The organism is Flavobacterium sp. Root420, from assembly GCF_001427905.1.
Classification (GTDB): domain Bacteria; phylum Bacteroidota; class Bacteroidia; order Flavobacteriales; family Flavobacteriaceae; genus Flavobacterium.
Map to the genome: position 1 here is coordinate 450,004 of NZ_LMEF01000012.1, position 13,060 is coordinate 463,063.

Consider the following 13,060-nt stretch of genomic DNA (forward strand, 5'->3'; position numbering starts at 1 on the left):
AGATAAATTAGTAAGTTTGGAAGACTAAATTAAAACTTATGAAAAATAAAATGATCTTAGGTTTGCTTATTTGTGGAGGACTTGCTTTTTCGCAAACAATCAAAAAACCTTTAGTTGCGGCGATAACTGATAAGGACCTTAGAACTGATATGTACGAGATGGCTGGTGACCATTTTAACGGTCGTGAGGCAGGAACATTAGATGAGTTAAAAGTATCGATGTGGCTGGCTAATAAAGCAAAAGAAGCTGGAATGGCTCCGGCAGGAGATGACGGAACTTATTTTCAGTTTTTTGATCTATTCAGGCATCAGGTAACTCCTAATACTAAATTTAAAATTGGACAAAAAGAATACAAACTTTGGAAGGAAGTTTTGGTAGCAGAAACAACCAATATAAAAGTAGAAGGCTCTTTAGTATATCTGGGTGCGGCAACAAAAGAAGAAATCGAGAAAGCCGATGTTAAAGGAAAAGTAGTTGTTTTATTGGCTTCAAAAGAAGGAATTGCAGATGATATTTCGCTTTTTGACAGACGTTATCCCGGATTGGTAAGAAACAAATATTACGATCTTGTAGTTAAAAAAGGAGCTGTAGCACTTATTATGGTGGCTGATGAATTAGCAGAACAAAGCTGGTCTCAGGTCGAACCACAAATGACAAGAGGAATTTATGGAATTGAAGGTTTCCGTGATAAAATTGGTGCAACAATGCCGGTTTTTTGGGTACATGGTGATCAATTAGACTATTTAAAAAATACGAAAGATATTTTATCTGCAGAAGTGGTTTCGGAAACCTATAAATACCCGTCAGTAAATGTGGTGGGAACTATTGCAGGAACAGATCCGAAATTAAAAAACGAATATGTGCTTTTCAGCGGCCATCAGGATCATGATGGTGTAAGACAAAAATATGGCAAAGATTCAATTTATAACGGGGCTGATGATAACGCAAGTACCTGTGTGGCGATGTTGGCCATTGCAAGAGCGTATAAAAAACAACCAGGAAAAAGAACGGCTTTGTTCGTATTTCATGGTTCTGAAGAGAGAGGTTTGTTAGGTTCAAGATGGTATGCAGCGCATCCTACGGTTCGTGAAAAAGATATAGTAGCAGTTTTAAACGGAGACATGATCGGAAGAAATAACGTGAATCAGGCCGCTTTATTAGGTTCAAGTTCGCCTCATGAAAATTCTTCTGATTTGGTGGCTATTGCTAAAAAAGCAAATGATGAAGGACCAAAATTTGATTTGGATAAACTTTGGGACAGACCAGAACATCCGGAATATTTTTACTTTCGTTCAGATCATTTGCCTTACGCCCGTAAAGGAATTCCGTCGGTGTTTTTTACCAGTGTTTTACACAGTCAATACCATACGCCAATGGATGAAGCGGAGAATATCGATTACGTAAAACTGCGTAAAATGACCGAGTGGATGTATCGTACAGGATGGATTTTATCTAATGATGCAGGTCGACCTAAAACATTGCCGAATGTACAATTAGAGCGATAGAGTCTATTGAACGCGGATTAAACGGATTTACTTCGTAAAAACGCGGATTAAAACGGATTCCTTTTAATTTAAAAAACAATCAAATTTGCGCAAAATAAAAAGAGGCTGTCTAAAATTTTAGACAGCCTCTTTTTGTATATAAATGTTTCAGATTGAATTACAATCCAAATTCTGATTTTACTTTGTCAACGAAATCAAGTTTTTCCCATGTAAACAATTCAACGGTAACCGTTTTTACATTTCCTCCCGGAGCAGAAAAAGTTTTAGTTACTACTTCTGGTTTACGTCCCATATGTCCGTAAGCAGCAGTTTCACTGTAAATTGGGTTTCTTAATTTCAAACGTTGTTCAATAAAGTAAGGACGCATATCAAAGATAGCTTCTACTTTTTTAGCGATTTCACCGTTTGTTAAGTTTACTTTAGAAGTTCCGTAAGTATCAATAAAAATACCCATTGGCTCAGCAACTCCAATTGCGTAAGAAACCTGTACTAAGATTTCGTCAGCAACACCTGCAGCAACTAAGTTTTTAGCGATATGACGTGTAGCATAAGCCGCACTTCTGTCTACTTTACTTGGATCTTTTCCAGAGAAAGCACCACCACCGTGAGCCCCTTTTCCACCGTAAGTATCAACGATAATTTTTCTTCCTGTCAAACCAGTATCTCCGTGAGGTCCTCCAATAACGAATTTTCCTGTTGGGTTAATATGGTAGTTGATTTTATCATTAAATAAATGAGCGTGAGCTGGATTTTTAGCGATAATTCTTGGAATAAGGATTTCGATAATATCTTTTTTGATTTTAGCCAACATGGTAGCTTCTTCATCAAAATCATCGTGTTGCGTTGAGATTACAATCGCATCAATACGAGTTGGTTTGTTATCGTCGCTATATTCTAAAGTTACCTGAGATTTAGCATCCGGACGTAAATAAGTGATTTCTTTGTTTTCACGTCTAAGAATTGCTAATTCCTGTAATAATTTATGAGATAAATCTAGTGCCAAAGGCATGTAATTTTCAGTTTCGTTAGTTGCGTAACCAAACATCATTCCCTGGTCACCTGCACCTTGCTCTTCTGGCTTAGCTCTGTCAACACCCTGATTAATATCAGCTGATTGCTCGTGAATTGCTGATAAAATTCCACAAGAATTTGCTTCAAACATATACTCGCTTTTTGTATAACCGATTTTACGGATTACATCGCGGGCAATTTGCTGCACATCAAGATAAGTATTCGATTTTACTTCACCTGCTAAAATTACCTGACCTGTAGTAACAAGAGTTTCACAAGCTACTTTTGAGTCAGCGTCAAATGCCAAAAAGTTATCAATTAATGCATCCGAAATTTGATCTGCAACTTTGTCTGGATGCCCTTCACTAACAGATTCTGACGTAAATAAATAAGCCATAATAATTTATTAAATTAAAATTAAGCGAGGAGAAATAATTGCTGAAAAGGCTAAAGGAGAATTCCTGCTTTAGCATTTTTTAATACTGAAATCAAATCTTCAGCATTCATAATGAACCATTTCATTATGAAGAGGTTGCAATCAGTTCAAATTTTTCCTCTGTATTCGCGTGCAAAGGTATGAAACCATTTTGATTTGCAAATTAAACTTCAACTTTTTTTATTTTTATAAGCATAAATTTAACATAAACATACTACATTGATAGGGTAATAGAAATTAATTTGATTTTTGTTTGGTCGATTAAAAAATAGTTCGCACATTTGCCTCATCAAAATAAAAGAAAAAATGAAATTAACAATTTGCAATATGTCTTGTATGATGCCGGAGCCTTCCGCAGAGACGCTATTGTAGTTTATTTTCAAACATCATATATAGAACCTCTGCACATCGCAGAGGTTTTTTTTTGTTCAAAAAATGAAATGAAACCAAAATTTTATTGGCTAATTGATGGTATTATTAAAATGATAAATTTTTTAATGTTAAATATCAATATTTGATTTGGTAGTTCGAAAAATACTTATTACATTTACTCTATCAAATTAGTAGAATTTAAAAAAGAATTAATTTTAAATAAAATGAAAATGAAAACAATAGCAAGAACAAATATGATGTGCTGTAGTATGATGCAAATGTGCATCCAATCTTGCTGTTGCCAAAAGTAAAAGATAGAATCTTTGTTATAGTTAAACTATAAGCCCTTTTGGTCGCCATCCGGAAGGGCTTTTTCATTTCAACATTTTAAATTTTAAATCATGAATACATTAGATATAAATACAATCGCATTTCAGTACTTATTGAGAACAGATTCTCAAAAAAACAATAATAAATCTGAAGAACCAGCAAATGAGGCTATAAAGTATGATCCTGCACAATATATAAAAGGTCAAAAATCTTTATTATTTCATATGTATAATCTTGAAGAAGAAGATCTATATGTTTAGGGAATCTCAATATTCAATTTCAACGAAACAATTTCAATAACAATATATAATAGTACTAACAATACCTAAAATTAAGAAATCATGAGCACACAAAAATTTGCAACAAACGCATTACACGCAGGACACGATGTAACAAAAAACGGAAGCACAAGAGCAGTGCCAATCTATCAAACATCTTCGTATGTTTTTAACAATGCAGATCACGCTGCCAATTTATTTGGCCTTGCCGAAGCCGGGTTTATCTACACCAGATTAAATAATCCAACAAATGATGTTTTAGAACAACGGCTTGCAGCGCTTGAAGGCGGACTTGCGGCTGTTGTGACGGCATCTGGAGCTTCAGCTATAGCAACAACTTTTTTAACCTTGCTAAAAGCAGGAGATCATATCGTGGCTTCGAATAGTTTATATGGAGGAACTTACAACCTTCTGAAAGTAACTTTACCAAGATTAGGGATTACAACCACTTTTGTAGATCCTTCAAAACCGGAAAATTTCACAAAAGCGGCGAAGGAAAATACGCGTGCTTTCTTTGTAGAATCTTTAGGAAATCCGAAATTAGATGTTTTGGATTTGAAGGGAATTTCGGCGGAAGCCAAAAATTTCAAAGTGCCATTTATTGTAGATAATACGGTAGCTACTTCTTATTTACTAAAACCAATTGAGTACGGAGCCAATATCGTTATTCATTCCTTAACGAAATATATTGCCGGAAACGGAACTTCATTAGGAGGAGCTATTATCGATGCCGGAACTTTTGACTGGTCTAACGGAAAATTCCCTGAATTTACAGAACCTTCTGCAGGATATCACGGATTAGTGTATCACGAAGCTTTAGGAAATGCAGCCTTTATTGCGAAAGCGCGAATTGAAGGTTTGCGTGATTTTGGTGCAGCCTTAAGTCCGTTTAATGCTTTTCAAATTATTCAGGGATTGGAAACTTTGCCAATCCGAATCAAAAAACACAGCGAAAATGCTTTGGCTTTAGCCGAATGGTTAGAGAAACAGGAAGAAGTAGTTTGGGTAAATTATCCAGGTTTGAAATCGAATAAATATTATGATTTAGCACAGCAATATTTGCCGGAAGGACAAAGTGGAATCATCACTTTTGGATTAAAAGGTGGTTTTGAAGCAGCTAAAAAGGTTGTAGATCAAACTAAATTGTTCTCGCTTTTGGCGAATATTGGCGATACAAAATCGTTAATTATTCATCCTGCAAGTACAACCCATCAGCAATTGTCTGATGACGAACAGTTAGAAACAGGAGTTTCAAAAGATTTGATCCGACTTTCTGTTGGAATTGAAGATATAGAAGATCTTATTGCTGATTTGCAAACCGTTTTCGAAAGCGTTACGCAATCACAATATACCATCAATAAGAATTAGGTTTTTTTGTTTTTTGTTTGAAAAATTGCCTTTAGCAATGTGGTGTTGCTAGAGGTGATTTTTTATGAAAAGAAATTCAGCATAAATTTTCACCATAAGTAGAGACGCACAGCAGTGCGTCTCATATTCAAAGTTGATAATATAAATTCATTTATATGACTTATATGGTTCAATTAACCTCAATAAATAAAAATTATGTCAAAGCTTAAAATAAACATCATCCTTTTCGGAATTGGAAATATCGGAAGCACTTTGATTAATCAGATTATTGAAAGCCAGGAATTTTTTCTTCAGAGTAAAAATATTGATTTTCATTTCCCGATTATCACCAATTCTACAGTTGCCTTTTTTGAGAAAGAAGGAGTCGGATATGCTTGGGAAACCAATTTTAGACAATTGGCTGTTCCTTTTAAAATAGAAGATATTGTAGAATTTGCTAAAGAAAATGAATTCGAGAATCTGATTGCGGTTGATGCTACGGCCAGCGACGAATTGATTGGGCACTATAATACATTGATACAAAACGGATTTAATATTGTAGCGGTAAATAAAAAAGCCAATACACTGCCAATTGATCTTTATAAAGAAATCAGGGAGAATCTTAAAAAGTATGATAAAGAGTTTTTGTATGAAACTTCGGTTGATACTGGTTTTCCGGTTTTGCAAACCCTGAGAGATTTATATTATTCGGGAGAGAAAATCACAAAAATTAGAGGTGTTTTCTCAGACAATCTGAGTTATGTCTTTAATCGATTTTCTACTGAAGAATCTTCTTTTTCATCAATCTTAAAAGATGCGAGTCTGTTAGGATTAATGCGGTCTACTTTTAAGGAAGATTTATCCGGAAATGATACCGCAAGAAAATTACTGATTTTGACAAGAGAAATTGGGAAGGATTTCGAGTTTTCAGATATAAAAATCAATTCTCTTATTAAGGAGGAGTATTTAGAGAAAAACGGAATCTTAAATAGAGAGGCAGTCGACAGATCCTTCAAAATTGCAAAAATCACTCAGGCTGATAATCATGTTTTACGATATGTAGGAGAATTTGATGTGGAGCGAAATTTATTAGAAGTTAAATTAATTTCGGAACCCATTACCTCTGCCATTGGTCAATTAAAAGGTTCTGATGCTATTTTCGAAATTTATACGCAATCGTATGCTAATGTTCCAATTGTTATTCAGGGCGCGTCTCCTTGTAAACAAGCGATTTCAAGAGGAATTATTACAGATATTTTGAAAGTGGCTGAAAAAATTAAAAATAAGGAAGCAGTCTGGCTTTAAAAACCAATGTCTAAATGACTTTGTGAAGTTCTTTGATAAACTGATTTGTGGAGATATTTTAAGTAAAAGCAAGTTTTTGTAAGTTTTTTACCTTGGTTATATAAAACAAAAGTTTTGTAAGATGTTTTATATCTTAAAAAAGTAGTTTTTTGTCGGATTTTCGTATTAATTTATTATTTTTTATTTGTGTAATTAAAATAATATTTGCATATTTGTTAAACCCAAAAGCTACTGAATCAATGAACTTAAATGTCTATAAAATGTTTTGCGCCATTTCGGTTAATACCGTTGGGAAGTCTTTTGCTTAAATTGTAAGAAAACAACAATATTATATGCAAAGCCTCCCAATAATTTTAGGAGGCTTTTTAATTTTATATGAAAATGCAAGAATTTAAATTAATAAATAAATCACAGATGAATAAATCCCTACAGATGAACAAGATGTTCACTGTCGCATTTATTTGCGTACGCGTCTGTTGATTCCAAAAGAATATATGAGTTTAAAAACTTAAACCCTTTTGGCATCCTGATCCAAAAGGGTTTTTTTATTTCATACAGCTGGGTTAACATTAAAATAAACGAATAATAAAGATAAATACACAAACTAAACTAAACTTAAATATCATGAGCACATTGAACTACTTATCAAGGACATTTTCAACATTGAAAAACAGGAAGAAAAAAAATAATCCTCCTCCAAAAAACGAATTGATCCATCCAAGATTCGGAATAACAGAAACGGATCAAAAAGCAGATAAAAAAGAACCAAACTCTTTATTGTTTTTGATGTATTCAAAAGAAAATGAAACGCTTTTTATTTAAATCTAAAAGTATCATAAAATAGGGGAATACCTGCTTAATTTTACTGGGCAATTTGTTCGGTAATTTTTTGCGTATACTAGTTTTGTTTTGAATTATATTTATGAAATTGAGGAATCAGTTTCGATAAAATTTGTTTGTTTAAGAAAATAGTAGTTAATTTGCACCTTTAAGTTCAAAAACGTATTGAAATGTTATAAAGAAAGGACGAGGGATTAGACCCGATGAATCCTTAGCAACCCTTCGGTAAAGCGAAGAAGGTGCTGCATTCTACCACGCCCAAACGTGGAAAGATAACAACAAGAATTTTTCTAGTTTCACTCTAGGCTTTTCTTTCTAATATTTCCAGATACAAATCAATAATACAACAGATTTGAAATTGGAAAATGTACCAAACCCCATCATAATTCAGGATTTCATCACAGAAAGTGGTGCATCGTATCCGTCATTACCCTTAAGTTTTACACTTTCTGGCTTACCATTGCATACTGCGCCTATTGTTTTAGTCAATCATGCTTTGACTGGAAATGCACAGGTAACGGGTGAAAATGGTTGGTGGAACGATTTAATTGGCGATGAAAAAACAATTGACACCAAAAAATACACTGTTTTGGCATTTAATGTTCCGGGAAACGGAAACGATTCATTTATAATTGAAAACTATCAGGATTTTACCACCAGAGATATTGCCCGAATATTTATAAAGGGAATTGAAGCTTTGAAAATTGAGCAGGTTTATGCGATTATTGGAGGTTCTGTTGGTGGAGGAATTGCCTGGGAAATCCTGGCATTAGAACCCAATATTACCGAAAATTTAATTCCGATTGCAACTGATTGGAAATCGACCGACTGGATGATTGCGAACTGTTATCTCCAGGAACAAATTCTGAACAATTCATCAAAACCAATTGAAGATGCCAGAATTCATGCAATGTTGTGTTATCGCTCTCCAGAATCATTCAAAGAAAAATTTAAGCGTACGATCAATCAGGATCTTTTAATTTTTAACATAGAAAGCTGGTTGGCGCATCACGGCAAAAAGCTACAGCAACGGTATCAGTTATCATCTTATAAATTGATGAACCAATTGCTCAAAACAATAGACATTACTCGAAATAGCGCTGATTTCGAAGCTTTAATATCTAAAACAAATGCATCGATTCATATTATCGGAATCAATTCGGATTTGTTTTTTACACCAAAAGAAAACCTGGAAACCTTTCAGGAGTTAAAGAAGTTTAAAGACAATGTTTTTTACAGCGAAATAGATTCGGTTCACGGACATGACGCTTTTTTAATCGAGTACAAACAATTAGATCATTTACTTGCCGATATTTTTAAGGCAGAAACAATAGAAAAATAAAATGAAAATATTAAAATTTGGAGGTAAATCGTTATCAAACGGAGAAGGACTAAACAAAGTAGTTTCAATCATTTCTGATAAAGTAAATCAAGGAGAAAAAATTGCCGTTGTAGTTTCGGCCCGAGGAAATGCTACAGATGAATTAGAAGATATTTTAAGAATTGCAGCGAAAAACGGAAACTACAAACCTTTATTAGAAAGTTTTAAAGCGTATCAGACTTCAGATTATCCGGAAGTCGATTTATCAGAAGAGTTTAATATTTTAGATAAGCTTTTTGAAGGTGTAAGCTTAATTGGTGATTACAGCAATAAAATTAAAGATCAGATTTTGTCTAAAGGCGAATTGCTTTCTGCTAAATTACTGACTTCAATTTTAGTTGGAAAAGGAATTCCGGCAAATTTTGTAGACACAAGAGAATTACTTAAAACCGATTCAAAATTTGGTGATGCACAGCCATTAGAACAGCTTTCTAAGAAAAACGTAATCAATTATTTCAAGCTTCATAACGGCTCAACTGTGAATATCGTTACAGGTTTCATCGGATCAAATAATAACAACGACACAACCACTTTAGGAAGAAACGGAAGTAATTACACAGCATCATTAATTGCAAATTATTTAGATGCCGAAGAACTTCAAAACTTTACACACGTTGACGGAATTTACACTGCAAACCCTGATTTAGTTGCTGATGCCAAAAAAATCGAATATTTGTCTTTTAATGAAGCAAACGAGTTGGCTAATTTTGGTGCAACAATTCTTCATGCAAAAACCATTATTCCGTTATTGGAAAAAAATATACCGCTTCGTATTTTAAATACGTTCAATCATGAAAATCGCGGAACCTTAATTACCTCAGATTCTGCTAAAGAAGGAATTAAAACCTTATCAGTTTTAGAAAATGTTTCTTTGGTAAATCTTGAAGGTCGAGGTTTGCTTGGAAAAGCCGGAGTTGATGCCCGAATTTTCAAAGTTATGGGCGATCATAATATCAGTGTGAGTATCATTTCGCAAGGTTCTTCAGAAAGAGGAATTGGGCTTGTTGTGGCAACTGAAAAAGCAACAACTGCAATGGTCGAATTAGAAAAAGAGTTTGAAAACGACTTTTATTCTAAGGATGTAAATCAAATTACGGTGACAGATAATGTATCGGTAATTTCGATTATTGGTCAGGATTTGAGTACTTTCCATAAACCCTATACCGCCTTAATCAGAAATAAAATAGTTCCAATTTTATTTAACAACACTGTAACGGGTAAAAACGTGAGTTTAGTTGTTAAGAAAGAAGAACTAAACAAAGCCTTAAACGTAATTCACGGAGAGATTTTTGGAGTTTCTAAAAAAATCAACATTGCTATTTTCGGACACGGGTTAGTTGGAGGAACTTTAATCAACCAGATTTTAGAATCGGCTTCGGCTATTGAAAAACGTAAAGGTGTTAAGCTGAATGTTTTTGCAATTGCGAATTCTAAAAAACTGCTTTTAAATAAAAACGGAGTAGCTTCAGACTGGAAAAATGATATTACCAGTAAAGGTGAAGGATATACAATAAAAGAGATTATTGACTACGCAAATGAATATCATTTAGAGAATTTAATTGCGATCGACAATACCGCAAGTGCGACTTTCGTAGAAAACTATATTCCGCTTGTAGAAAGTAGTTTCGATTTGATTTCTTCGAATAAAGTAGCTAATACATTGAGTTATGGTTTTTATAAAGAATTAAGAAAAGCTTTGGCAGATAATCAAAAGAATTATTTGTATGAAACCAATGTTGGTGCTGGCTTACCATTAATTGATACTATAAAATTATTACACCTTTCAGGAGAAAATATTACTAAAATAAAAGGTGTTTTCTCTGGAACTTTGAGTTATTTATTTAATAATTTTTCTGCTAAAGAGGTTCCGTTTAGCGAAATTTTGAAAGAAGCAATTGACAACGGATATACAGAACCAGATCCGCGTGAGGATTTATGCGGAAATGATGTGGGAAGAAAATTATTGATTTTAGCAAGAGAATTAGATTTACAGAATGAATTTGAAGAGATCTCCATTCAGAATTTAATTCCGGAACATTTACGTGACGGAAATGTGTCTGATTTCTTAACGAAACTAAAAGAATTCGATCCAATTTACGAGAAAATAAAAGCAGATCAAAAGCCAAATCATGTATTAAGATACATTGGAGAATTGTCTGGAGATTTGCAGAATGACAAAGGAATTCTTGAAGTAAAATTAGTTTCTGTCCCTTCAGATACGGCGCTAGGCGGATTGAAAGGTTCTGATTCTTTCTTCGAAATTTATACAGAATCTTATGGAGATCGTCCAATTGTAATTCAGGGAGCCGGTGCAGGTTCTGCAGTTACTGCAAGAGGCGTTTTTGGAGATATTTTGAGATTGTCGGATAAAGGATAAAATAATTTTAGATTTTAGAGTTCTGATTTTAGATTGTTGAACTCGAACCACAAAAACAAAAAACAAAAAAACAGTTGAGATCCGCGTTTGAAAATCCGCGTCATCAGCGTTCAATAAACAAAAAAAATGAAAGTAACCTTAAACAGAGTAAACGACGCGTTTCATTTCAAACTAAAAAATGAAAGAGGTCATGTAGTTGATGTTGATAGCAGAGCCGAATTTGGTGGAAGCGATTTAGGTGCAAGTCCAATGGAATTAGTATTGATGGGCGTTGCAGGATGCAGTGCTATCGATATGATTTCGATTCTAAAGAAACAACGTCAGGAAATCACCTCATTTAATGCTGAGGTTGAAGGCGAGCGTGTTCAGATTGAAGAGGCAAAACCTTTTAAGGAAATTAATGTGGTTTTCTATTTAGAAGGCGACATCAATCCAGAAAAAGCACAAAGAGCAGCACAACTTTCTTTCGAGAAATATTGCTCAGTTGCCAAAACTGTAGAGCCAACAGCTACAATTAAGTATAAAGTTGTCTTGAACAACGAAATACTATAAATTAGAAAATGAGTCAATTAGAGAATTAGATAATTTTTAAATTGGCTAAAAAGATTCACTTGTTTAAGTTTCAAATCATGTTTTTGCTCACGTATAAACCTGAAACCTGAAACTTGAAACAAAAAAAAAACAAAAATTAAAATGAACGAACAAGAATTTGGTTTTGAAACCCAGGCCATCCGTACACATTTAGAAAAAACACAATTTCAGGAACATTCAACTCCGTTGTATTTATCATCAAGTTTTGTATTTGAAGATGCAGAAGATATGAGAGCGTCTTTTACAGAAGAAAAAGTACGTAATATTTATTCTCGTTTTAGCAATCCAAATACAACAGAATTTGTTGACAAAGTTTGCGCGATGGAAGGTGCTGAAGCTGGTTATGCCTTTGCAACCGGTATGGCTGCGATATACTCTACGTTTGCTGCATTGTTAGAATCTGGAGATCACATTGTTTCTGCAGGAAGCGTTTTCGGATCGACGCATGCGCTGTTCATGACTTATTTCCCAAAATGGAAAATTGAAACAAGCTATTTTGATATCAATAAACCGGAAACTATTGAAAGTTTTATAAAACCAAACACTAAAATTTTATACGCAGAAACACCGACAAATCCAGGTGTAGATGTAGTGGATTTAGAATTGTTAGGCGCGATTGCAAAAAAGCATAATTTGATATTAATAATTGATAATTGTTTTGCGACGCCTTACATTCAACAACCTATTAAATATGGTGCCCATATAGTAATTCATTCAGCAACAAAATTAATGGATGGACAAGGTCGTGTTTTGGGAGGAGTTGCAGTTGGAGAAGCGGAGCTAATTCGCAAAATATATTTGTTTTCAAGAAATACAGGTCCGGCAATGTCACCATTTAATGCGTGGGTTTTGTCAAAAAGTTTAGAGACTTTGGCTGTTCGTGTTGACAGACATTGTGAAAATGCTCTAAAAGTGGCTGAGTTTTTAGAAAATCATCCAAATGTAAATAGTGTGAAATACCCGTTTTTAAAATCACACCCAAAGTATGAGATTGCCAAAAAACAAATGCTTTTAGGCGGTAACATTATTGCAATCGAAATTAAAGGCGGTCTTGAAGCAGGTCGAAAATTTTTAGATAAAATTAAATTATGTTCACTTTCAGCAAATATTGGGGATGTAAAAACAATTGTAACGCATCCGGCCTCAACAACACATAGTAAATTGTCTGTTGAAGAAAAGCTGGCAGTAGGAATTACAGAAGGTTTAGTACGTGTTTCTGTAGGTTTAGAAACAGTAAAAGATATTATTGCCGATTTAGATCAGGCACTTTCTTAATTTCAGATTGTT

10 protein-coding genes and 1 riboswitch are annotated in these 13,060 nt (G+C 34.0%); of the genes, 9 read left to right on the plus strand and 1 reads right to left on the minus strand.

What is annotated here, in order from left to right; all coding sequences use genetic code 11:
* Nucleotides 1-38 precede the first annotated feature (38 nt).
* Nucleotides 39-1,505 (plus strand): M28 family peptidase, encoded by a 1,467-nt coding sequence (locus ASC72_RS09625; protein WP_056190214.1) that lies wholly within the window; start codon nucleotides 39-41, stop codon nucleotides 1,503-1,505.
* 157 nt (nucleotides 1,506-1,662) lie between these two features.
* Here ASC72_RS09625 and metK read toward each other — a convergent pair whose 3' ends face one another.
* A complete protein-coding gene (gene metK / locus ASC72_RS09630; RefSeq protein WP_056190216.1) occupies nucleotides 1,663-2,913 on the minus strand; it encodes a methionine adenosyltransferase in 1,251 nt (416 codons plus the stop codon).
* 812 nt (nucleotides 2,914-3,725) lie between these two features.
* On the opposite strand from metK, the gene ASC72_RS09640 reads away from it, so the two are divergent.
* The 8 genes from ASC72_RS09640 to ASC72_RS09675 all read left to right on the plus strand — a co-directional run bounded on the left by ASC72_RS09640 (nucleotide 3,726) and on the right by ASC72_RS09675 (nucleotide 13,048).
* Nucleotides 3,726-3,914 carry a hypothetical protein gene (locus tag ASC72_RS09640; protein WP_056190221.1) on the plus strand — a complete coding sequence of 63 codons (189 nt, stop codon included), beginning with the start codon at nucleotides 3,726-3,728 and terminating at the stop codon, nucleotides 3,912-3,914.
* An 81-nt stretch (nucleotides 3,915-3,995) separates the two neighbouring features.
* Nucleotides 3,996-5,300 (plus strand): O-acetylhomoserine aminocarboxypropyltransferase/cysteine synthase family protein, encoded by a 1,305-nt coding sequence (locus ASC72_RS09645; protein ID WP_056190224.1) that lies wholly within the window; start codon nucleotides 3,996-3,998, stop codon nucleotides 5,298-5,300.
* Nucleotides 5,301-5,495: 195 nt separating this feature from the next.
* Complete coding sequence (locus tag ASC72_RS09650; protein WP_056190225.1) at nucleotides 5,496-6,584, plus strand: aspartate kinase; 1,089 nt, start codon at nucleotides 5,496-5,498, stop codon at nucleotides 6,582-6,584.
* A gap of 624 nt (nucleotides 6,585-7,208) precedes the next feature.
* A complete protein-coding gene (locus ASC72_RS09655) occupies nucleotides 7,209-7,406 on the plus strand; it encodes a hypothetical protein (RefSeq protein WP_056190228.1) in 198 nt (65 codons plus the stop codon).
* A 188-nt stretch (nucleotides 7,407-7,594) separates the two neighbouring features.
* Nucleotides 7,595-7,703, plus strand: a riboswitch (SAM riboswitch).
* 73 nt (nucleotides 7,704-7,776) lie between these two features.
* Complete coding sequence (locus ASC72_RS09660; RefSeq protein WP_056190230.1) at nucleotides 7,777-8,766, plus strand: alpha/beta fold hydrolase; 990 nt, start codon at nucleotides 7,777-7,779, stop codon at nucleotides 8,764-8,766.
* Nucleotide 8,767: 1 nt separating this feature from the next.
* Nucleotides 8,768-11,182: a bifunctional aspartate kinase/homoserine dehydrogenase I gene (thrA, locus tag ASC72_RS09665; RefSeq protein WP_056190231.1), complete on the plus strand. Its 2,415-nt coding sequence runs from the start codon at nucleotides 8,768-8,770 to the stop codon at nucleotides 11,180-11,182.
* A 126-nt stretch (nucleotides 11,183-11,308) separates the two neighbouring features.
* A complete protein-coding gene (locus ASC72_RS09670) occupies nucleotides 11,309-11,734 on the plus strand; it encodes an OsmC family protein (protein ID WP_056190233.1) in 426 nt (141 codons plus the stop codon).
* A 141-nt stretch (nucleotides 11,735-11,875) separates the two neighbouring features.
* On the plus strand, nucleotides 11,876-13,048 hold the full coding sequence (locus tag ASC72_RS09675) for a PLP-dependent aspartate aminotransferase family protein (protein WP_056190235.1): 1,173 nt from the start codon (nucleotides 11,876-11,878) through the stop codon (nucleotides 13,046-13,048).
* The last annotated feature ends 12 nt before the right edge of the window (nucleotides 13,049-13,060 follow it).

What these genes read in the sequence shown, in the direction of transcription:
- ASC72_RS09645 (WP_056190224.1), top strand. Translation starts at nt 3,996, where the DNA reads ATGAGCACACAAAAATTTGCAACAAACGCATTACACGCAGGACACGAT.
- ASC72_RS09640 (WP_056190221.1), top strand. Translation starts at nt 3,726, where the DNA reads ATGAATACATTAGATATAAATACAATCGCATTTCAGTACTTATTGAGA.
- metK (WP_056190216.1), bottom strand. Translation starts at nt 2,913, where the DNA reads ATGGCTTATTTATTTACGTCAGAATCTGTTAGTGAAGGGCATCCAGAC.
- ASC72_RS09670 (WP_056190233.1), top strand. Translation starts at nt 11,309, where the DNA reads ATGAAAGTAACCTTAAACAGAGTAAACGACGCGTTTCATTTCAAACTA.
- ASC72_RS09625 (WP_056190214.1), top strand. Translation starts at nt 39, where the DNA reads ATGAAAAATAAAATGATCTTAGGTTTGCTTATTTGTGGAGGACTTGCT.
- ASC72_RS09650 (WP_056190225.1), top strand. Translation starts at nt 5,496, where the DNA reads ATGTCAAAGCTTAAAATAAACATCATCCTTTTCGGAATTGGAAATATC.
- thrA (WP_056190231.1), top strand. Translation starts at nt 8,768, where the DNA reads ATGAAAATATTAAAATTTGGAGGTAAATCGTTATCAAACGGAGAAGGA.
- ASC72_RS09675 (WP_056190235.1), top strand. Translation starts at nt 11,876, where the DNA reads ATGAACGAACAAGAATTTGGTTTTGAAACCCAGGCCATCCGTACACAT.
- ASC72_RS09655 (WP_056190228.1), top strand. Translation starts at nt 7,209, where the DNA reads ATGAGCACATTGAACTACTTATCAAGGACATTTTCAACATTGAAAAAC.